The organism is Psychrobacter sp. Pi2-51, from assembly GCF_904846665.1.
GTDB lineage: Bacteria > Pseudomonadota > Gammaproteobacteria > Pseudomonadales > Moraxellaceae > Psychrobacter > Psychrobacter glaciei.
The window spans coordinates 14,817-37,014 of the sequence record NZ_CAJHBP010000024.1 but is presented as its reverse complement, the minus strand read 5'-3'; the positions used below and the strand labels follow the sequence as shown (position 1 = coordinate 37,014).

The 22,198-nt window shown below is 43.7% G+C and carries 21 protein-coding genes; 7 read left to right on the top strand and 14 right to left on the bottom strand.

The genetic code is table 11. From position 1 onward, the window contains the following. Positions 1-47: 47 nt before the first annotated feature. The 6 genes from JMY08_RS11510 to JMY08_RS11485 form a co-directional block, all read right to left on the bottom strand. A complete protein-coding gene (locus JMY08_RS11510) occupies positions 48-530 on the bottom strand; it encodes a GyrI-like domain-containing protein (RefSeq protein WP_194621003.1) in 483 nt (160 codons plus the stop codon). A gap of 107 nt (positions 531-637) precedes the next feature. After that, positions 638-847 (bottom strand): Fe-S cluster assembly protein IscX, encoded by a 210-nt coding sequence (gene iscX, locus JMY08_RS11505; RefSeq protein WP_010196865.1) that lies wholly within the window; start codon positions 845-847, stop codon positions 638-640. Between the two features lie 94 nt (positions 848-941). Further along, on the bottom strand, positions 942-1,505 hold the full coding sequence (locus JMY08_RS11500; RefSeq protein WP_201593449.1) for an acyl-CoA thioesterase: 564 nt from the start codon (positions 1,503-1,505) through the stop codon (positions 942-944). Positions 1,506-1,664: 159 nt separating this feature from the next. Next, positions 1,665-3,062 (bottom strand): NAD(P)(+) transhydrogenase (Re/Si-specific) subunit beta, encoded by a 1,398-nt coding sequence (locus JMY08_RS11495; protein ID WP_010196858.1) that lies wholly within the window; start codon positions 3,060-3,062, stop codon positions 1,665-1,667. Beyond that, on the bottom strand, positions 3,059-3,406 hold the full coding sequence (locus JMY08_RS11490) for a proton-translocating transhydrogenase family protein (protein WP_201574529.1): 348 nt from the start codon (positions 3,404-3,406) through the stop codon (positions 3,059-3,061). The genes JMY08_RS11495 and JMY08_RS11490 overlap by 4 nt, the downstream gene beginning before the upstream one ends. Positions 3,407-3,549: 143 nt before the next feature. After that, positions 3,550-4,716: an NAD(P) transhydrogenase subunit alpha gene (locus tag JMY08_RS11485; RefSeq protein WP_201593448.1), complete on the bottom strand. Its 1,167-nt coding sequence runs from the start codon at positions 4,714-4,716 to the stop codon at positions 3,550-3,552. Between the two features lie 480 nt (positions 4,717-5,196). On the opposite strand from JMY08_RS11485, the gene yaaA reads away from it, so the two are divergent. Beyond that, positions 5,197-5,997, top strand: coding sequence for a peroxide stress protein YaaA (yaaA, locus tag JMY08_RS11480; RefSeq protein ID WP_189586344.1), 801 nt, complete (start codon positions 5,197-5,199; stop codon positions 5,995-5,997). Between the two features lie 152 nt (positions 5,998-6,149). Here the strand turns inward: yaaA and JMY08_RS11475 are convergent, their stop codons facing one another. The 3 genes from JMY08_RS11475 to JMY08_RS11465 all read right to left on the bottom strand — a co-directional run bounded on the left by JMY08_RS11475 (position 6,150) and on the right by JMY08_RS11465 (position 8,934). Then, the gene (locus tag JMY08_RS11475) at positions 6,150-6,527 is read right to left on the bottom strand and encodes a hypothetical protein (RefSeq protein ID WP_201593446.1); all 378 of its coding nucleotides are present in this window, start codon (positions 6,525-6,527) and stop codon (positions 6,150-6,152) included. Positions 6,528-6,895: 368 nt separating this feature from the next. Then, positions 6,896-8,545 (bottom strand): chaperonin GroEL, encoded by a 1,650-nt coding sequence (gene groL, locus JMY08_RS11470; RefSeq protein WP_189586337.1) that lies wholly within the window; start codon positions 8,543-8,545, stop codon positions 6,896-6,898. Between the two features lie 95 nt (positions 8,546-8,640). Continuing rightward, positions 8,641-8,934 (bottom strand): co-chaperone GroES, encoded by a 294-nt coding sequence (locus tag JMY08_RS11465; RefSeq protein ID WP_025652227.1) that lies wholly within the window; start codon positions 8,932-8,934, stop codon positions 8,641-8,643. Positions 8,935-9,550: 616 nt separating this feature from the next. On the opposite strand from JMY08_RS11465, the gene JMY08_RS11460 reads away from it, so the two are divergent. Next, entirely contained in the window at positions 9,551-10,321 is a 771-nt protein-coding gene (locus JMY08_RS11460) for a DUF3108 domain-containing protein (RefSeq protein WP_201593444.1), read from the top strand. 90 nt (positions 10,322-10,411) lie between these two features. On the opposite strand, the gene JMY08_RS11455 is transcribed toward JMY08_RS11460, so the two are convergent. Then, positions 10,412-10,885 carry a hypothetical protein gene (locus JMY08_RS11455; RefSeq protein WP_194621007.1) on the bottom strand — a complete coding sequence of 158 codons (474 nt, stop codon included), beginning with the start codon at positions 10,883-10,885 and terminating at the stop codon, positions 10,412-10,414. A 40-nt stretch (positions 10,886-10,925) separates the two neighbouring features. After that, positions 10,926-11,543: an NAD(P)H:quinone oxidoreductase gene (gene wrbA / locus JMY08_RS11450; RefSeq protein WP_201593442.1), complete on the bottom strand. Its 618-nt coding sequence runs from the start codon at positions 11,541-11,543 to the stop codon at positions 10,926-10,928. Between the two features lie 321 nt (positions 11,544-11,864). Here wrbA and JMY08_RS11445 point away from each other — a divergent pair, with 321 nt between their 5' ends. The 3 genes from JMY08_RS11445 to JMY08_RS11435 all read left to right on the top strand — a co-directional run bounded on the left by JMY08_RS11445 (position 11,865) and on the right by JMY08_RS11435 (position 16,588). Beyond that, entirely contained in the window at positions 11,865-13,418 is a 1,554-nt protein-coding gene (locus JMY08_RS11445; RefSeq protein WP_201593440.1) for a YihY/virulence factor BrkB family protein, read from the top strand. Between the two features lie 162 nt (positions 13,419-13,580). Next, positions 13,581-15,197: a DUF2254 domain-containing protein gene (locus JMY08_RS11440; protein WP_201593438.1), complete on the top strand. Its 1,617-nt coding sequence runs from the start codon at positions 13,581-13,583 to the stop codon at positions 15,195-15,197. A gap of 116 nt (positions 15,198-15,313) precedes the next feature. After that, positions 15,314-16,588: a cation:proton antiporter gene (locus JMY08_RS11435; protein WP_201593436.1), complete on the top strand. Its 1,275-nt coding sequence runs from the start codon at positions 15,314-15,316 to the stop codon at positions 16,586-16,588. A gap of 442 nt (positions 16,589-17,030) precedes the next feature. Here the strand turns inward: JMY08_RS11435 and JMY08_RS11430 are convergent, their stop codons facing one another. The 3 genes from JMY08_RS11430 to JMY08_RS11420 are packed head-to-tail and all read right to left on the bottom strand — an operon-like array spanning position 17,031 to position 19,911. Next, positions 17,031-17,579: a DUF2127 domain-containing protein gene (locus JMY08_RS11430; RefSeq protein WP_227679667.1), complete on the bottom strand. Its 549-nt coding sequence runs from the start codon at positions 17,577-17,579 to the stop codon at positions 17,031-17,033. Beyond that, positions 17,572-18,783 carry a dihydroorotase gene (locus tag JMY08_RS11425; RefSeq protein WP_201593434.1) on the bottom strand — a complete coding sequence of 404 codons (1,212 nt, stop codon included), beginning with the start codon at positions 18,781-18,783 and terminating at the stop codon, positions 17,572-17,574. The genes JMY08_RS11430 and JMY08_RS11425 overlap by 8 nt, the downstream gene beginning before the upstream one ends. Positions 18,784-18,837: 54 nt before the next feature. Continuing rightward, positions 18,838-19,911: an aspartate carbamoyltransferase catalytic subunit gene (locus JMY08_RS11420; protein WP_010196811.1), complete on the bottom strand. Its 1,074-nt coding sequence runs from the start codon at positions 19,909-19,911 to the stop codon at positions 18,838-18,840. A 389-nt stretch (positions 19,912-20,300) separates the two neighbouring features. Here JMY08_RS11420 and JMY08_RS11415 point away from each other — a divergent pair, with 389 nt between their 5' ends. Both JMY08_RS11415 and JMY08_RS11410 read left to right on the top strand, forming a co-directional pair. Further along, the gene (locus JMY08_RS11415) at positions 20,301-21,284 is read left to right on the top strand and encodes a class 1 fructose-bisphosphatase (RefSeq protein WP_201593433.1); all 984 of its coding nucleotides are present in this window, start codon (positions 20,301-20,303) and stop codon (positions 21,282-21,284) included. A gap of 102 nt (positions 21,285-21,386) precedes the next feature. After that, a complete protein-coding gene (locus tag JMY08_RS11410; protein ID WP_010196807.1) occupies positions 21,387-22,181 on the top strand; it encodes a TrmH family RNA methyltransferase in 795 nt (264 codons plus the stop codon). Positions 22,182-22,198: the final 17 nt, after the last annotated feature.

The window sequence follows — 22,198 nt, the reverse complement described above, 5'->3', positions numbered from 1 at the left end:
AATTTTAGATAAAAACTGTCTTTTGGCTACTTATGACACGAATAGCTTTATTCAATACCAATATAAAGATCTATTTGCCCAAACTCTAGATTACCACCGATATACTGCTCAAAATCGACCTGATAAGTTCTAGTATGCTCACAGCTTGGATCGTTAAAGTAAGTCCAAGCATTCTCCCAAGCGTTCATCACTGTATTAGGCATTCGACCTTGTTCAGAGAATACCAAGTATTTCCCTGCAGGAATGCTGACCGTTACTAAATTGCCAGCGCTTTGCTGCTCTTGCTCGCTGTCTACTTTCCAACTTGCCACGACATCAAAAGCGCCTACTAAATCATCGCTCTCATAGTTATGAAAAACACCATAAATGTCTTCACCTTCAGAAAGCTGCTTCACATGGTTTTGATAGAATTTTTGCCATAAACGACCCAATTTAGCAGTGTCATGGCTGATTTCAGCGTTATTAGTGGTACGAGCACTGATGCCTTTGCAAACTATCGCTTCGGATAGCTCTTTAATTTGTGAAGTCATGATAGCGCCTGTCCTGTATATTTAGTCGATTTTTTATTTGAAATAGTACGTAGATTATAGTTAGTTGCTTATAGAGTACGTAACTTATAGTTAGTAGCGAAGTTACTCTAATCCGCTTCATCAATCCAGTTCATTTGAATGGCTTCTAAGATGCCTTCATTTGATTTTTGTGGATCATCATCAAAGCCTTCAAGCTCGGTCACCCAACGATGCAAATCTGTAAAACGTATGTACTGTGGATCGGTCTCTGGAAATTTTTCATAAAGCTCGATAGCGATATCCAAGCTGTCTGTCCATTTTAGTTTTTGTGGGATCATAATGGTACCTTCTTTTTTAATTTTAAGAAAAAATGTTATCGCTTTAATAGCCACCATCCTACCAAAATTCGTCTTATGATTATAGGCAAGTTCGTTAAGCTGTCTCTGTTGCTTCAGCTGGCTCAGCAGATTTGGTAGATTTAACTGCTACTTGGTGTTCATTCCACGTGGTAATCGTATTCGTCATCTGCTCGCCTGTCATATCCAATACCTTTGGTGTGCGCATACCGTTATCGTCTGTAAAAACAAACTTAGTCATGCCGACGCCCATTAGCTGATTTTTTACAAAGAAGCGATGCTCAAAATATACATATTTGTGATCCCATCCTGCGACCGCACTACTAAGCGTCATTTTGTCCAAAAACTTAATTTGCTTAAGATAAATCATCTCTTGCATGGCGATGACCCAGTTTAGGGGCTTAATGCCTTTTTGATGACAGTGCTTCATTACCCATCGCGTAATGTTTAGCTCAATAAAAGATAGGTAGCGATAGTTAGGTAGATGGTCGCGAAAACCCATATCATGCGGCAATATTCGATAATGGCGAACCGTCAGTGCAGTCAATGTCTCTATACTGAGCGTCTCACTCACTGATTGCTGCTTAAGTTGTTGTTTTAGCAAACTAACCATAATAAAAAAACGTATCAACATATTCATAAATAACCTTCTTAACTCTTATTTTGTATAAACTTATTTGATGTAAACAATGATTGAATATAAGCGAGGCGTACCTTAACGCAAAAAAAGCCACCTCAGTGACTTTTTTATTTAAAAGCTTATATTTAGAAGTAAATATTTAACCGCTTACTCTAAAGATTAATGAGCGCCATTGATACTACGTACCATCTCTTCTACCATCTTTTTCGCATCACCAAAGATCATCATGGTTTTGTCCATGTAGAACAAGCTATTATCAAGTCCTGCATAACCCGTGCTCATCGAACGCTTGATAACCATAACTGTTTGCGCTTTGCTGACTTCTAAGATCGGCATACCAAAGATTGGTGAAGTCGGATCATCTTTTGCAGATGGGTTTACCACATCGTTGGCACCGATCACTAAGACCACATCCGTACTAGCGAAGTCTGAGTTAATCTCATCCATCTCAAGAATATCGTCATACGGCACATCTGCTTCAGCCAATAGGACGTTCATGTGTCCAGGCATACGACCAGCAACTGGATGAATGGCAAAACGAACGTTAACGCCTTCTTCTTTTAACAGCTCATACAGCTCTTTTACTGCATTCTGCGCGCGACCTTGCGCCATACCATAACCTGGTACGATCACAACGTTGCTGGCATTGGCCATCAAGAAGCCTGCATCTTCTGCTGAACCAGCCTTGTAGTTCTTTGGCGCGCCATCGTCTCCGCCTGCTGCCACAGCTGACGTGCCCATACCACCGAACAGTACGTTGAGTAATGAGCGGTTCATAGCTTTACACATGATATAAGACAGAATCGCACCTGATGAGCCGACCAGCGAACCTGCGATAATAAGCATTGAGTTGCCGAGGGTAAAACCAATACCCGCTGCTGCCCAACCTGAGAATGAGTTCAATAGTGATACAACCACTGGCATATCGCCGCCACCGATTGGTGCAATCCACATCCAACCAAAGATGACCGCAATCACTGCCATTGCATAAAAGGCAGGTAATGAATCAGTGACGAAATACATGCCGCCAAACCCGATCATCGCAATAAACAGTAGCGCTTGGACAGGTTTGACCCATCCTCCGACCAATGTTTTGGCCCAGCTCTTCGCCGCCAATTTACCGAAAGCAAATACTGACGCTGAGAAAGTAATCGCACCGATAAAGCAACCGATGAACAATTCGACACGAGCAACCGCGCCATGCTGCTGCTCAGTATGCAATACGGTTGCCAAGGCAATCGCAACTGCTGCCAAACCGACGAAAGAATGCATCAAGGCAACGGTTTCTGGCATTTGGGTCATCGCGACCGTTTTTGCCTTCCACATACCGACGACCGCACCCAATACCATGGCACCAATAATCAACCAAAGAACAGGGCCTTCTGCTAAGAAGAATGTGGTCACAACAGCAATCGCCATCGCAGCCATACCAAAGCGGTTGCCACGAATAGCCGTTTTTGGACTAGATAAACCACGTAGGGTTAAAACGAAAAGAATAGCGCCGACTAGGTAAAACCAATCCGCATTTGCCGCAATCATTGTTGAAAAATCATTCATGCGTTGCCTCCATTTTCAGTCGTCCCAGTTTCAAGAGCGGGTGCTTTTTTCACTTTGGGTTTAAACATCGCAAGCATACGCTCAGTCACGGCAAAACCACCAAAGATGTTGACACTGGCTAGAAATACCGCAAAGGCACCCAGCAAGCTGGTTGGTGTAAATATAGAGCCATCAATCGTGACGGTCTGTAGCATCGCACCAACGATGACAATACTTGATAAAGCATTGGTCACAGCCATCAGTGGCGTGTGCAATGCAGGCGTGACGCCCCAAACGACGTAGTATCCGACAAAAATAGCGAGCACAAATACAGTGAAAATCGCTACAAATGGTGTACTACTCATGGCGGCACCGGCTGGCGCGGCAGCTAAAATAGTGGCAATCATCTTATCCTCCTAAAAATTTATTCGTTACTGGCAAATGTATGGTGACAACGTTAGTAGTAACAATGTTGTGATGACAGGCTGTAAAAACTTAGCCAGTCAAACTAGCGTTTGGCCAGTCGTACCTGACTGTCATGTGTCACCGCCAGTGCGCCCTGAATCTCGTCTTCCATGTCTAAGTTAAGTGCCAAGTTAGCTGATGTGTCACTTGCTGAAGCGTCATCGCCAGCAGGCGCAATTAAGGTCGTGATAAAGTTAACCAAGTTGTTGGCATACAAATCTGAAGACTGCGCCGCTAGCATCGATGGAATATTGGCAGCACCAACGATACGCACGCCATTATCCGTAGTGATGGTTTCGTTAGGCACACTGCCTTCTACGTTGCCGCCCGTTCCAGCAGCCATATCGATCAGCACTGAGCCTGCCTTCATTTTGGCAAGCGTTGCCCCGTGTACCAAGCGCGGAGCATTACGTCCAGGAATCTGCGCCGTCGTAATCACGATATCGGCATTGCTTAACGCTTTGTCTACCACAGCGGCTTGATCTTTGACATACTGCTCTGATGGTGTCCACGCATAACCACCTGTAGACTTAGCGGTCTCAGCTTCCTCGGCACTCATCGGCACATCAAGCCATTTACCACCGAGTGACTCCACTTGCTCGCGAGCAGTCGGACGTAGATCACTGGCTTCAACGACAGCGCCTAAACGCTTGGCGGTTGCAATGGCTTGCAAACCTGCAACACCAACCCCTAAGATGATCACCTTGGCAGGCTTAACCGTACCAGCTGAAGTCATAAACATTGGAAAAGGACGCGAGTATTCATTGGCTGCCAGCAATACCGCTTTATAACCGGCAAGGTTGGCTTGTGATGACAAGACATCCATATTCTGTGCGCGTGACAATGTGCGCGGCAATAACTCCATTGCAAAAGCAGTAGCGCCTTTGGCAGCATAAGCATCTAGCTGTGTATTACGATACGGGTCGAGCATCCCAACGACAATTTGACCTGTGGTCAAATGTTCTATCGCCGCAGCAGGTAAGTCATTGACCGTAGTAATAATTCGAGACTGTGTAATGACCTCGGCGCTACTACTGGCAATCTCGGCACCGGCAGCTTGATACATTTCATCAGCATAATATGCTGCTTGACCTGCACCTGACTGTATGACGACTTCAAACCCAAGCTTACGCAATTTTTTGACTGCGTCTGGGGTTATCGCTACGCGACTTTCGCTCGCGATATCTGCACTGATTACACCGATTTTCATACCGTCTCCTTACTTACGTCTTAATGACTACTTTTAATACCCTCAACGCACATTGAAAAAGCACAGGGGACAAAAAAACCTTTGGTCACTACTGGTTTAACATTAACGACCAAAGATTATCAATTTAATAAATGATAGCTGGTTTGCCATCATGCCTTTTTATTATAGAGATATCATCGGCTAACTTTCATTGACTAATGATGACCCACAAGTAAAATAAAAAGTTAGGCATTTACACCATCTGCATAACTTTTATTGTTATATTAAAAATTTTTATTTTTCAACTAACTTGTCAGCCCTTATGGTACATAGGCTAAGAGAATCAGTAACGACCTGTGACATAACTATAAACTACCAGTATACTGTTAAAAAATACAAAACCGCGACGAGTAAGTCAAGTTAAACCTGTGTATATCGTATAATGAGAAAGCTTGACACCTCAATAGGTCGGTCATTGATTTACTATAATAAGGAATAACGATGTATTTTGTACTCTCCCCTGCCAAATCTTTGAATGAAAAAGACACTGTGCCAGTCAATTTAGGCAACTACTATAGTCAGCCTGAGCTGATTGAGCACTCACAGGCACTGATGAAAATCCTGAAGTCGAAAGAGCCGATTGATTTGCAAGAGCTGATGAGCATCTCTGATGACTTGGCACAGCTGAATGCACAGCGCAATCAGGACTGGTCTTGGAGTGCTAATACTCACTTTACGGACAGTAATGCTAAACCCGCAGGCTATTTGTTTGATGGAGATGTTTATACGGGTCTTGATATGTATCACATGGACAAAGACACCGCTATCTACGTCAATGAACATCTGGGTATTTTGTCCGGTCTTTATGGCGTGCTAAAGCCACTGGATTTTATTCAGCCGTATCGACTTGAGATGGGTACTAAGCTTAAAAATGAGCGTGGCGATAATTTATACGAGTTTTGGGGCGAAGAAATCACTGAGATTATTAATAAGCGCATGGCTGATAGCGATGACAAAGTTTTGGTTAACCTTGCTTCTAATGAATACTTTAAAGCGGTAAAGAAGAAAGCCTTGAATGCGGAGATTATCACGCCAAGATTTGAAGATGAAAAGAATGGCCACTATAAAGTCATTAGCTTCTATGCCAAAAAAGCGCGTGGACTAATGGTGAAATATGCGGCAGATAATAAGCTGACCAATGCTGAACAGCTAAAGCAATTTGATTTGGCTGGATACTACTATTGTGAAGATGCTTCTGATGATAAAACGTGGACGTTTAGACGGGATGAGGCGAGTCAGTAGCAGTAATACCTTCAATCAACCTCTGCCTGTGATTAATCTCTAATTGTAAGACCCTAATAAATATAAAGTCTATTAGGGTCTTATTTTATGTATATAGAGTAAGTGACTCATAAAGTATGGCTTTTAAAATTGTTGATGAGAGAACGAATAAATTATAGAGAAATCTCAACCTCTATCTTAATTGGTCTTTTTAGATGAATAGTCACTTTAATATTAATAGACGCTGCTTCTGGCGGCTCATTATCTAAAGCGCCATTGACGATATGTGCTATTTTCATCGCTTCTATATCTTTGAGCTCAAAGCCGCTCGCTTTGGCACTTTTCATAACCTTTTCGTAAATCTCCTTTTCATTGGTATTGCGTTCTTTGTTATTAAACGACAGCTGCATCACTTGTGGCCGTTCAACCCGAGACATGCTCATCTCTTTTTGAGACGTTTGCATACTATTCTGAAATTTATATTCAGCTGAACTAGGAACAGAAAATAGAGCTAACGCTGATACTGCCATCACAATCGATAGTATTTTCATCTGTTAATTCCTTCTGGTTTGATTGGTTGCTTGTGACTCATAGCGAATATATTCGCTATAACAACTATATCTTAATAATCAGTTAATTGAAAATTTAAATTGATATTAGAAATATTAATCAAATTTGATATAGAAAACCCCAGTAAGCTCAGCTCGCTGGGAGTTTTCTGTGTGACGCTAACTATCGTATTAAACGCAAAAAAAGCCCTGCTATCTTTCGATAACAGGGCTTTAATGATTAAACAGACTTTGTACGTTGGTAATACTTCTAGCGAAAAGCGATTTATCGAGGAAGACTAGCGAAAATAGTACCTATTGTACATTAAGCGCATCTGACGAAGAAAAATCGCTTTGCAGCAGAAGTAAAATTACATCATGCCGCCCATTCCACCCATACCGCCCATTCCACCGCCAGCACCCATGCCAGCCATACCGTCATCGCCTTGTGGCAAATCAGTAATCATGACTTCAGTGGTTAGCATTAGACCGGCAACAGATGCTGCGTTCTCTAGCGCTGAACGAGCGACTTTAGCTGGATCAAGGATACCCATCTCTAACATATCGCCGTATTCGCCAGAAGCTGCGTTGTAACCGTAGTTACCGCTACCGCTCTTCACTTCGTTAACTACCACTGAGGCTTCTTCGCCAGAGTTGGTCACGATTTGACGTAATGGTGCTTCCATTGCGCGACGTAAGATATTGATACCAGCATTTTGGTCGTCATTATCACCACGTAGCTCAGACAATGCATTCATTGCACGAACTAGAGCAACACCGCCACCAGGGACAACGCCTTCTTCAACCGCTGCACGAGTGGCATGTAGCGCATCATCAACGCGATCTTTCTTCTCTTTCATTTCAGTTTCAGTCGCAGCGCCAACTTTGATAACGGCAACGCCGCCAGCCAGTTTAGCCATACGCTCTTGAAGCTTTTCTTTGTCATAGTCAGACGTTGATTCTTCAACTTGACGTTTAATAGACTCAACACGGTTTTCGATATCTGCTTTGTTACCAGCGCCATCGACGATAACGGTGTTTTCTTTACCGACAGTGACTTTCTTAGCGGTACCAAGTTGCTCTAGAGTCGCAGTCTCAAGGCTCAGACCAATCTCTTCAGAGATAACCGTACCGCCTGTTAGCGTTGCGATATCTTCTAGCATCGCTTTACGACGATCGCCAAAACCTGGTGCTTTAACGGCACAAGTTTTTAAGCCGCCACGCATGTTGTTCACAACTAGAGTTGCCAATGCTTCATTTTCTACGTCTTCAGCGATGATTAGCAATGGCTTGCTCTGCTGCATGACTTGCTCAAGTAATGGCACGATCTCACGGATGTTGCTGATTTTTTTGTCAACCAATAAGATATATGGGTTTTCAAATTCAGCAGTCAGGCTGTCTTGCTTGTTCGCAAAGTACGGGCTGATATAACCACGGTCAAACTGCATACCTTCGACAACTTCTAAGGTATCTTCAAAGCTTGAACCTTCTTCAACCGTGATAACGCCTTGCTTACCGACTTTTTCCATCGCTTGAGCAATCAACTCACCAATTTTGGTATCTGAGTTGGCAGAGATAGAACCAACTTGGGCAATCGCTTTTGAATCGTCAGCTGGGGTAGATAGCAAATGGATTTGCTCAACAGCAGCACGTACCGCTTTATCGATACCGCGTTTTAGATCCATTGGATTCATGCCAGCGGCAACTGATTTCATGCCTTCTTGCAAGATTGACTGAGCCAATACCGTTGCAGTCGTTGTACCATCACCAGCGACATCGTTGGTACGGCTAGCGACTTCACGGACCAATTGAGCGCCCATGTTTTCAAATTTGTTTTCAAGCTCGATTTCTTTGGCAACCGAAACACCATCTTTAGTGATGGTAGGTGCGCCAAACGACTTATCGATTACCACGTTACGACCTTTAGGGCCTAGTGTTACTCGTACTGCATTTGCTAGAACGTTTACGCCGTCCATCATTTGTTTACGGGCATCTATGCCGAATTTTACGTCTTTTGCCATGTTAAATTACTCCACTATTATAAGTATGAGAATGCAATTAAATGTTTCAATGATATTGTCAAAATGCGCTGAGTATAAATGAATACTCAAAAGGACTAGCCTTCTAACACACCCAATACGTCAGATTCTTTCATGATAAGTAGTTCTTCGCCGTCAACTTTCACGGTTTGACCAGCATATTGACCGAACAAAACTTTGTCGCCAGCTTTTACATCTAACGCGCGAGTTTCACCGTTGTCACGAATCTGACCGTTGCCAGTTGCTAGCACTTCACCTTGTGAAGGCTTTTCTTGAGCAGAACCAGGAAGCAAGATACCACCAGCCGTTTTTGTTTCTTCTTCTATGCGGCGGACAACAATACGATCATGTAAAGGACGAATATTCATCAATATGTCTCCAATAATTTAGTTATTTACAATAAGGGTTTATTTGAATTAATGGTCTCAATACCAATATCTATAAGCATTACCGCTTAAAAGCAGCATTAGATAAGCTTTGAGCTTGTATCAAAAAGTGGGGGCAAGATGGGCTAGCTTCAAGTGTAAACGCCAAAAATTTACAAGATTATTCTAATGATAATTCGGTATTCAGTGTTTTCTGCCATTTAATATTATTTGGCAAATATAATGTACGAACTTTGGAAAAATGAGAAGTGAATATATTGAGGAATTTTGGCTGGATAAAAGGCTGAATGAAAGACTGAATGAAAGACTGAATGAAAGACTGAATGAAAGGCTGCTAAATCGCGGTACTTAATGCGGCACTTAATATAAAACCTATGTTTTATTTGTCTCTTATTTCTGACTTTACAGCAAGTTACCTCTAATCGTTGGATCAAGCTTTATAGCAACATTTGCTACAAGCACTACACCTGCCAGTCTGCTGTTGCTCTTGAAAATGTAACAGAGTATGACCATTATAGAGGCTAGAAACATAAGCTATCAACATAATAAGAACTATCGATAAAAGCTGCTATATCAGCATCATATTAACTAAGGAACATCCATGAGTTTTTTATCAAAAAATAAAAAGTCATCAATAGCCGATTCTAATAACACCACACGCAGCAAGTCCAAACTCTTAACCGCCTTGACCTCGGGCGCCAGTATTGCTGCTATCGGAGCTTTAAGTATGACCGCACCTACCCTTGCCAGCGCAAAAACCATTCAACCATCGAACGCCAATTATAGCTTTACCGTTGAAGACAAATATAAAGGCACGGCTACCCGTACGCTCAACAAATCGGGCAATACATGGAAGTACAATGTCAATGCACGGGTGGCTGGCGTCGCAAGTGCGGCACAAAATAGTACGTTTACCATCAATGGTAACAATGTGATCCCAACTCAGGCCAGTACCACCTATAAGCTCCTAGGTATTGGACGTACACATAAATTAGACTTTAACCCAAGTAGCAAAAAGGTCACCAGTAACTATAGAGGCAAAACCTCAACCATGAGTATGGCGCAGCAAGCCTTTGATGATTTGAGCCTTGAGGTGCAAATTCGCCAAGATTTACTGAACGGTAAATTCTCAGGTAATTACTATATGGCGAAGAAAGATAAAATTGAGAAAACACCCTTTAAAAAATCTGGCAATACCAAAATCACTGTGCCAGCTGGTACCTTTGATACCGTGCGTGTCGATCGTATCCATGATGACAATAGCCGCTCTACCAGTTTTTGGTTAGCGCCAAGCTTAGATTATTTACCGGTAAAAGTAAGTCAGATTAACGATGGCAAAAAAATGGATTTAGAATTAACCAAAGTCAATTAAGGCTTTTATCACACTAGTAAAAAGACGAAAAAAAGCGGCGCTCTAATGCAGAGCGCCGCTTTTTTATGCTGGTAAATCAAGAATGAACGACTAGCGAGAACGAGGCTGCTTAACGACATTATTCATCGATGGCAGACGCTTTAGTAAAATAAATAACCAAACATTGATTGCAAATAGTAAGACAAAATCAAGTAAATAGACTAGAATTTCAATCACGCTGCTACCATAAAAACGAGTAAACAGCACGACCCCACTAGCCCCTAAGTATACTAAGGTCAGCATACTGCCAATCAATAACATATAGGGCGAGCGGCCGCGTAATATCACTGGTGTCAAGATAAAAGCCGGAATCAACCACAGCGTTTGCCAAGCAATGCCACCAATGATATCAGGGCTAGTCGGATTAAAAACACTGATCATAATCGGCAAGGCCAGTAACCGGTATGCCATCCAAACCAACCACGTGAGTAGCAAGCGTTGACGCATCGGTGCAATAGGCTTGCCAGCGTCAGTAGCTTTTTCTATTGGGGCATTAGCCTCGTTATCAGAACGGTTAATAGCCATTAGAAGTATCTTTTCCTTATAAGCAATATATCAGTGCGGCTTAGCGACCAAAGTTAGCCTGTGCTAAAGCCGTCGCCGTAATGGCAAGTCTACGACCTTGCGCAATTGCCAGTTCACGCTCATCAGCAGATACCGGTTGATCATGCAACGCGCCGCTAACATGACTCACACCATAAGGCGTACCACCACGATTGGTACGATTGAGGGCGGGTTCTGCATACGGTATACCCACGATCATCATGCCATGGTGCATCAACGGTAACATCATGGTCAGCAGTGTCGTCTCTTGACCACCGTGCATCGAGCCGGTCGCTGTAAATACCGAAGCTGGCTTGTTTTGTAGGTTGCCTGCCAACCAAAGGGTGACCGTATTGTCCCAAAAGTATTTCATGGGCGCGGCCATATTGCCAAAGTGCGTCGGGCTACCAAGTGCCAGACCGCTGCAATCTTTGAGATCATCCATCGTGCAATACAAATCACCGTCGTCCGGTATCGCAGGCTTGCTTGCCGTGGTTTCGGGTGCAACGGTAGGCACAGTACGGATACGTGCGGTCATGCCAGCATCCTCAATCCCTTGTGCAATCGCATATGCTAATGTCTTAGTCGTACCATAACTCGAATAATAAAGCACCAAAACATAAGGGGTGGTCTGACTCATTAGCAAAACTTCCTCATAAAATCATCGACGTTATTGTCTTTAGCAGTATTCGCAGTGTACCAGCGTTTTACGCTGCCATTAGGCTGTCAATTTTTGCGCAGCCACTTCTATGCCCATGTATCGTGCAGGATTAAACACCAGAATATATGTGCACATTATGCCCCAGTCATTGACTGACATGCAAACAAACGCTGCTTGACATTGTAGCGAGCCAAACCCGTTAACGGTTGCCGCTGTGCATTTTGACACAATTATTTGGCAGATGCGGATAGTACATTTTTGTTACACTATTGTCACTCTTATCGCTGCTAAATGGTCGACATGGAAAACTTATTAAAAAAAATCCCATTTTTACACCAACGCTGGTTTCAGTTCTTACGATTTTTGATTCGGCATTTTTTTGAAGACAACTGCCAACAAAAAGCGGCGTCACTTACCTATACGACCATGCTATCTATTGTACCGATATTAACGGTGCTACTGATGATTTTATCCTCAGTACCAGCATTGGCTTCGGTCAGAGCACAGATTTATGAGGTGATTTATAGCAACTTGCTGCCACAATCAAGCATGCAGGTCAGCGAGTATATCAATAGCTTTGCGGAAAAATCATCAAACCTCACCATCATCGGTGCGATGGTGTTGTTTTTTACGACCATCATGACTTTGACAACCATTGAGCGTGCTTTTAACCAAATCTGGCGCGTAGAAAATCGTTCAGGTGGTATCAAAAGCATGCTGCGCTATTGGACCATCGTTACCCTAGGGCCGCTGGTTTTGGGTACGGCATTTATCGCTTCAAGTACCGTGCAAAGCCTGAGTTTTTTAAACCGCCAAATTGCGGGTTATGGCATTGATTGGTCTTTTTGGGTACAAGCCGTTTCAATTGGCATCACCATCGCTGGTTTTATCGGGATGTATTGGTTTATCCCAAAAGCTCGCGTGCCAGCAAAAAATGCAGCGATTGCCGGTATCTTTGTTGCCATCGTCTTTGAGCTGATGAAGCATCTTTTTGGTACTGTGATGGCAAACTTTACCAGTTACGAGGCGATTTATGGTGCTTTTGCCGCGCTACCTATCTTTTTATTATGGATATATTTGTCTTGGAATTTAATTTTATTAGGGGTTGAGATTAGTTATACCTTGACGATTTTTGAAACTGAGGAAGTCTACCCGCGCCATCCGCTGCTTAGCTTGTTAGACATGCTAAATCTCGTGTATACCCATCACTTAGAGGGTGAAGCGGTTAGCGAGCAAGCACTGCGTAATGTGCTGGGCCGCAAAGAGCTACCGAAGTGGTATACCTATATTAACTATCTGCAAGATAGCAATCTCATTACTATGACCGAAGACGATGACTATGTGCTTAAAAAAGACTTGCGCAACATGACATTATGGGACTTTTATCGTACATTGCCTTATCCGCTACCTATCAAGGACGAGCTGGACGAGATGAATCAAGAAGATCAGAAACCTTGGCTAAGCTTATTGGTTACTCGATTTGAGAATACTGAGGCGTTTGCCAAAGCACAGCTAAACTTACCATTGGGCACCATCTTCACAAACAGCGAGCCTCGCAAAAAATCAGCAAATGACGACGCTGACTCTCATCCTCATAAGAGAGACAAACTGTTTAGAAAAACGATGACTACCCCAACTCAGCAATTAGCCAAAGATACTTCAGATGTTCATAATGATGTCCCGCATTTTGACCCTGTGGCGTATGATAAAGACAGCGATGTAGACTGCGACAATCATGACCATGAAATTGTTATTCCTAAAGACACTGGCGAACAACCAGTAAAAACCGATGCTGGTAGACGCGAAGGTAAAAACACTATCATTACTGAAGCAGACAATCCAAAAGCAATATGAGTAACATCAGTAATTGAGCGGTAATAGTACGGTTAGCAAGGGAAACCCACCCCGGCTGGATGTCATGCTTGCCGTAATTTCTTATATTGAACTGATGATGAATTTTAACCAACCAAGCCATATAACTGTCAAATAACTATTATTTTGGATACCTCAATACCTATGGCAGCCAATGACCATGCTAAAAACAGCCTCTTTACCCGCGCTGTCAATACAGGACAAAACGGATTAAAAAATCTCGCACAGTTATGGTCGCTAAAGACGCTAACCGACTTGCCTGATCGCTTTAGAAACCTTTGGGAGCATTTGATTGGCTCTTATTGGTTTATCCCGACTGCTTGTGTACTCGTGGGTATAATACTCGCACCTATCTTAGTCACGATTGATGAGCACTTTGACCGTGAAACCGTCAGGGAGCTCAGTTTTGCCTTTACGGGCGATGATGATGCGGCACGCGCAATTATGACCGCGATTGCAGGGGCGGTACTTGGCGTCGCAGGCACCACGTTTTCGATAACTATTGCCGTACTATCGATGGCCTCCTCGCAATTTGGGCCGCGATTGTTACGTAATTTTTTGACAGATACGCCAAACCAATTTGTCCTTGGTGCGTTTATCGGTACCTTTAGTTATAGTTTATTGGTCTTAAAGTCGATTCATAAGTATGACGTTGCGTTTGGTGTGCCGCAATTAGCAGTAACCTTTGCCATTATCATGGCGATTATCTGTGCCTTGTTATTGGTATATTTTGTCCAACATATGGTACATGCCATTCAAGCATCACATGTCATTCAAAATGCCAGCAACGATGCGATTAAAAGTATTTACCATTGGTATAGTGACCAGTGTGATATCACACATCAGCGTGATGTTGAAGACAATGACGTTGAGCAGTTTTACGCTTGGCCGAAGACGACTATCTATTCGCCAAGCTGTGGTTACTTACAACAAATTTATCTAGAATCGTTGATCACATTGACACAAGACTACGGTGGCGTGGTGCAACTCCATGCCAATCTTGGCGATTTTGTCACTGACAAAAACGTTATTGGCTATTTTTATCAACGCCCAGCTGATCATCCAAACAACCTAAAAAGGACGAAGACAGCACACTTGGCTGTTATACCGCGTACACCCGATGGCATTTTTTGGCAGCGCTTTGCCACCTGCATACGTATTGAGCAGCGCGTAACACACTCTAATGATATCGCTTATAGTCTAGGACAAATGACCGAGATAGCCGTGCGTGCCCTGTCTCCTGGTATCAATGATCCCAAAACGGCGGTTAATTGTGTACAGTCACTGACCACTTGCTTGAGTATTATCATGCGTCGTCAACCACCAAGTCCTTATCACTTTTATACGCCACCAACGCAAAACGACGACGCTGATACTGGCAGTGAGCAACGATTTACAATGCTAGCTGTCGTCACTCATACGCCAAGAATATCAGACTTTATTGATACCTCACTTGGTGAAATACGCCGTTACGCGACTGCCGACTTGATGGTATTAAAAGCCCTCTGTCAGGCAATGGTCGATCTGAACTACGCTCGAGTAAATACAGCACAACAGCAAACCCTGCTGCACGAACTGAAATTGGTTGCGCGCGCAGGCGAGGAAAATCTGAGCTATATCGAATTAATCGATGATCTAAAAGCCATGTGCCAACAGGCAAAGCAATTTATCCTTGACGACGACGCTGCCCATCAATATTTTGCATATGTTGGTGAGTTTGCTGCCCACATTGATAAGGCGTTACAGACAGAATCAAGCTAATGATCTGAGTTATTGGCACATCGAATGCCAGCAGATAAGAACGAACACTCTATTTACGCAACACTCATAAGCTTTTGGCTTAGAGATATCTTTACATTTACCCTGAGACTTCTTTCATGGCATCTACCACCAGTCTGACCATCCTTGAAATCAGCGCGATTTTTTTATCTATTACCGCCTTATTGACCTATGTTAATCATCGCTTTATTGGTTTGCCCACCACCATTGGTGTCATGGTCATCTCCATTCTCTTATCTATCGGCGCGATTTTTTTGGGCTTTTTAGGCTTTGACCAGCTCATTGATTATGAGGTCAGCTTATTAGAGCAGCTTGATTTTACTGAAGTACTACTCGATGGCATGCTTTCTATGCTGTTATTTGCAGCAGCGTTGCATGTCAATATTAGTGATTTAAAACGTTATAAATTACCCATTGGTATTCTTGCAGGTATCGGCACCATAGTGTCATCGTTACTCATTGCCACTGCCCTGTATTTTATGCTGCCCCTATTTGACTTTGGCCTACCCTTTCTGTGGTGCTTATTGTTTGGTGCTTTAATATCACCGACTGATCCGATTGCGGTCATGGGTATCCTTGCATCGGCTGGTGCGCCAAAGAGCATCGAAACGGTCATCGCTGGCGAGTCCTTATTCAATGATGGCATCGGCGTCGTTATTTTTGTCTTGCTGCTTGGGATTTTGTCTAGCGGTGATATTCCGACCGCCAATTACGTGGCACATACCTTGGCTGTCGAGGCTGGTGGCGGTGTTGTCTTTGGCTTAGTGCTCGGTGCGATTTTGTATTATTTATTAAAGAGCATTGATAGTTACCAAGAGGAGGTGCTATTAACCTTAGCAGGTGTCATAGGCGGCTACGCGCTGGCCAGTCATTGGCATTTATCAGGGCCCCTAGCTATGGTAATGATGGGATTAATGGTCGGCAACCGCGGTCGCGAGCTGGCAATGAGTGATAAGACTCGCCACTATATTGATTTGTTTTGGGAGTTAATAGACGAGATTCTCAACGCTATTTTGTTTGTTTTGATTGGTCTTGAAGTTGTGATAATCGCCTATTCGGGTAACTTATTTATCGCAGGTGCTCTGACCATTATCATCGCTCTGCTAGCAAGGCTGATCGTGGTTGGCATGACTACTAAGACCTTTAGCCGTCAACTTAACTTGCCAGCTGGTGCATGGAAAGTGCTGACATGGGGCGGATTGCGCGGTGGTATCTCGGTTGCCCTAGTACTGCAATTGCCTATGGGCACAGAGCGCGATATCTTATTGGCACTTACTTATGCCGTCGTCATTTTCTCCATCTTGGTACAAGGGTTGAGCGTCGGCAAAGTCGCCAAAAGCATTCGTACAGATGAGAAAACCGTTGAGCTATAGTCAAAGAACTCTAAAACGCTACGATACTGCTGATATTAATTTTTTGTAGCCTCTGTCTGCACAGGCACAGCAAGCAAGAAAAATTGATATCAGCAGTGCGTGATTTATTGATATTACTTTTCACTGACTATGTAAACAATAAAAATATCAATTATAAAAGCTTGTAGATAATAAAAACCCAGTATAAAGCCATTAACTTTATGCTGGGTTTTTTAATCAGTATCTATAGTCAAGGAATTTTAGAATCACTACAAGGCGACCGACCGCAGATATAGTCGGTTCAATTTTAAAGTGGTACAAGGCAACCGAGTGTAGATGTATATTTAATACCTCAAGCGAGGTTAACGCTGTAACGCTTTTATAGTGGATTGACTATAGTACACTGAGTACATCTAGGACGGGCAACACCGTAGCAGTTTAAAAGTGCTCTGACTATAAAGCTTTATATTAGACCTTTTTGCTTCATATTACGATACACCACAATAACGATGACAATGTTTAAAATAAAAATAGCCAGCTTAAACCAGTCAAAGGGACGGGCGATCAGATAATACAGTTCTATGGGAATAAATATTCCGTAGCCGATGACGCTGAACCAATAGGCCCATGTCTTATCTTGCCACAAGCCATAAGCTTCAATGAAACGTATCGCTGCATAGACAAATATAAATAATAGAAATAAAGGCCAATTTTTACTTGCCTGCTGGGCAATCCGCACGGTGCTGTCGATTTGCGGTGCAAGGAAATGACCAAAGTTCTGCTGCCAAGTTTCTGTGGCAGTGGCGAGCCAACGCTCAAGGTCAGTATGCCATAACCATAACGCGACTGCCCCGAGTAGCGCACTGACCCCTTTAGCCACTTCATAGACGGCCACCGCTTTAATCGACTCACTAGATTCACCGCGCAACCTATCGTCATGACTTGACCGGTCATGGCGATTAGCCTTCGAAGATGTCTGTAAATCCTCGTCCCGTTGGGGAAAATTAGCCAAAGAACGTCTCCACGACGCGCCCTTGCAATTTCTGATTAAAGAACGGCGTGTTTTTACCATTTGACAGCATCGATTGCGCAGTGACTTGCCACTCGATATTCGGATCGACCAATACGGCACCGCCAATGTGTTCATATTGCGTGCTAATGCCAGCGATTTTTGCAGGATTCAGACAGATTTTATCGACCAACTGCTCTAGCGTTAGCACGTCATCATTGACCAGTTGACATGCCAGCGCCATAAAGGTATCAAAGTTTGAAATACCGGGCGTACAATCGGCAAAGGGCGCTTTTTTGGCAGTACTGTTCAATGGCTCATGATGACTACAAATCGCATCAATGGTGCCATTTTTTAATCCACGACGGATGGCTTGCTGATCTGTATTACTGCGCAGTGGCGGTAACACGTAAGCTTGGGCGTTAAAACCCTCTAAGTTGTCATCGGTTAAATACAACTGATGCATGGCCACATCACAGGTAACCGGCAACCCTTTATCCTTCGCCCAGCGCATTAGCTCGATGGAAGACTTACATGACAATTGGCTAAAATGAGCGGCTATTCCAGTCTCTTCGACCATCAATAGCTGAGTAGACAAGGCCACAGTCTCTGCAATCCATGGAATACCTTTTAGTCCATGATATGAGGCAATATAACCCTCATGCGCCACCCCATCTCCTGACAGACTGGACTCGTCAGGATAAAAGAATACTTTCATCCCAAAGGTTGCAGCATATTCTAAAGTACGCAGCAATACCAAATCATTGGCAAAAGGTCTACGTGCATTAGAGACCGCAATACAGCCCCCTTTTTTGAGTCCTGCGATATTAGACGGACGCTCACCTTCCAAACCTGCCGTTAGTGCACCCAGGATATGCAAATAAATACCGCCATCTTCAAGCGCGCGCTCACGCAAACCTTTTAACAGCGAGCCGTTTTCTAAGATAGGATTGGTATCGGGTGGCGTCACTACATGCAAAAAACCATTGGCTCGAGCAGCGCAACCTTCTGACTTTAGCGTACCGTGTTGTTGTTGGCCTGGTTCACGTAGACGGGCACATAAATCAACCAACGGTGGCAGCAACCACATCTCGCGTCCAGCTTCTAGGCTGGCCAGCTTAGTTCTCGCAGTATCTGAAAGTGATGCTTTAAAAGTATCAGGGAGATGGTCAATGAGCGGTGCATCAGTATTGAGCATAGTAGACATGAGCGTTATTACCGTATCAATAAAATAAGTGAGAATAAAACAGCGCGGCAGCGATTACTTACTAGCTGCTTGATGAGCGCGTTGACCTTCCATCGCAAGCGACAATACCGCCATACGAATAGCAATACCGTTATTCACCTGCTTTAAAATCACAGATTGTGCCCCATCGGCAACGCTAGAGGCAATCTCCACCCCACGATTCATAGGTCCTGGGTGCATCACCAACGCATCAGGTTTAGCAAGTGCGACCCGCTCTGGAGTGATGCCATAGTGCTTATAGTATTCATTTGATGACGCCAGTAATGGCGAGCCAATACGCTCGTTTTGAATTCTCAAGCCCATAATCACATCGCAGTCTGTCACGCACTCATCCATATTTTCATAAACTTGTACACCAAAACGCTCAATACCTTTGGGCAATAATGTACGTGGTGCGCAGACGCGAATATCTGTAACCCCTAGCGTTTGCAAGGCGCTGATGTCCGAGCGCGCGACGCGTGAATGCTTTATATCTCCAACGATTGCCACCGATAATTCTTCAAAAGGACGCGGCGCTTCACGGTGAATGGTGAGCATATCCAGCATGCCTTGGGTCGGATGGGCATGCCAGCCATCACCGCCATTGATGATAGCAATGTCTGGTGTGACTTCGGTCGCCATAAAGTGGGCAGCGCCTGAAGCAGAATGGCGTACGACAAAAATATCCGCTGTCATGGCTTGTAGGTTCCACAAGGTATCTCGCAGGCTTTCGCCTTTTTTGGTGCTAGAGCGTTCAATATCAATATTGAGCACATTAGCACCTAGGCGTTTTTCTGCCACTTCAAAGGTCGTGCGCGTACGCGTTGATGGTTCAAAAAACAGATTCATCACCGTGTAGCCTTCCAGCTCAGGACGATTGATTAGTTGTCCATTATCATCAAAAAATGTCTCAGCTTTGGCAATAATCGCCTGCAATTGGGCTTTATTTAACCCTTCTACGCCCAAAAAATGCCGGATGCCGCCATCTATATTAAGCTGTGGACGACTCAACGAGGTATTTAGTTTTTGATGAATAGTATCGGGGTCGAATTTGGCATAATCTGTCGGTGAGATGGTGTGTGTTGCGCTACTATCAATAGAATTTGACATAATGACAAGTCTTTATCGTTGGTTTATATGAGTCAATAATAACGGATTATTCATCTTTGTTTGTTCATTTATAGCGGATACGCACAGATACAGGGACATTTAGGCGCTTATTTGCTACAATTTACCCTAATAGTATAAGCGATGTAAAACAAGTTCGGCAGCGCTATTAGATAATAGTCATAGACCTATACCCACCACAATAAAAAACCAGTACTCTAAAACTATCAATGAATAATAACAGAGATAGTGTAGCTGATTTTGTGTGTGGGACAAAGACACCGTACCACCTATTTAAATATTTACCTGCTCCAAGAGTGGCTAATGCTACCTGCAAACTGCTTTAGCGCTTATCTTTTTTCAAATTTCTAGGCCATTTATTAGGAAGCCTCATGACGACCTTAGCACACTATTTAAACGCCAATGCGACCAGCCCTGCACTGAATGACGTCATTATGACGGTCACAGACGTTGGCAAAACTATTTCGCAGTTGCTTAGAAAAGGAGCGTTGGCAGATATCTTGGGTGAAGCCGGCAATCAAAACGTCCAAGGCGAAGAGCAAAAAAAACTAGACGTACTGGCAAATGATTTATTGCTTGATGCGTTGGCAAAAAATACTCATTGCGCAGGTGTTGCCTCAGAAGAGCTTGATGATGCTACCGCCGCCAATGCTGATGGCAGTCTTTTGGTATTGTTCGACCCCCTTGATGGCTCATCAAATATCGACATCAATATGGCAGTGGGCACTATTTTCTCTATTTTACCGTATGAGCGTCAAGGTCAGACAAGTGAAAATAGCGATTATTTGCAAGCGGGTAATAAGCAGCTAGCAGCTGGCTATTTGTTATACGGCACCTCTACCGTCCTAGCATTGACCATAGCAGATAACGTTGTCATGTTTAGCTTAGATCCAGACACCAATGATTATGTACTCATTGAAGACCATGTCCAAATTGATGCTGATACAAGCGAGTATGCGATCAATAGCTCAAATTATCGCTATTGGCGCGCGCCCATGCAACAGTATATCGATGAACTGATTGCTGGCGAAGCTGGTGTGCGTGGTCGCGATTTCAACACCCGCTGGGTTGCCGCCATGGTTGGTGATGTGCACCGTATCTTATGCCGCGGTGGTCTCTTTACTTATCCGTTTGACACCAAATACGCTCACAAAGCAGGAAAATTGCGCTTGATGTATGAGGCCAACCCAATGAGCTTATTAATCGAGCGTGCTGGTGGCGGTGCTACTGATGCTGTCCATCGTATCCTAGATATCGAACCGACGGATATTCATCAGCGCGTCCCAGTGGTACTCGGTAGCAAGAATGAAGTCAATTATATTAAAGACTTACATGTAAAGCACACTGATAAATAAGTCAGCTGAACCAGTCCGGTAACACTCATTATAATGTCCATTATTGATGTGGATTTATAATGAGTGTCCAAATTCTCTATCTTTTTTTCTAAGCGATCCATTATGGTAGCAAATCCCACCGAGCTGATTACCTCAGATAAAAATACGACGGTCAAACTGGTCAAGGCACTATTGGCGCAAGCTCGACAGCGTAAAAAACAAGGTCAAACTGTCATCGAAGGGATTCATCTCATCGATGCAGCTCTGCGTAGCGACTACCCGTTTACCCAAATATTGCTAGCAGAATCCGCACATCAGCATTCTGAGGTGCAGCAGGTTTTAACTCGTCTGCCGACTTATACGCCTATTCTAACGCTATCAGACTCGCTATATGAGAGTATTCGTAGCTTGGGTACGGGTATCGATATCATGGCGCTTATTAATATACCGACGCCTAGCTTAGCGATAATCAATGATGACTGCCTGATTCTGAATGATGTCCAAGACAGTGGTAATGTTGGTACCCTACTACGCACCGCAGCAGCAGTTGGCATCAAGAACATACTCTGTACCGATGCCACAGCGCAAGCATGGTCTCCTAAGACGCTAAGAGCAGGTATGGGTGCGCAGTTTGCCCTAACTATCTATGAAGGTCTAAGTGTGCAAGACATCTTAGATTATGTCCAAGTACCACTTTTAGCGACCAGTTCACATACCGATACGATTATTTATCAACATGACTTAAAAGAGCCAATCGCTTGGATTATGGGACATGAAGGTCAAGGCGTTTGCGATGAACTGATGCAGTGTGCCACCCCTATCGCTCTACCACAGCCCAATGGCCAAGAAAGCCTCAATGTCGCCATTGCAGGCTCATTATGCTTATATGAAACGCTACGTCAAAGAAGCTACTCCTAAAGCGCACTGTCATTTAT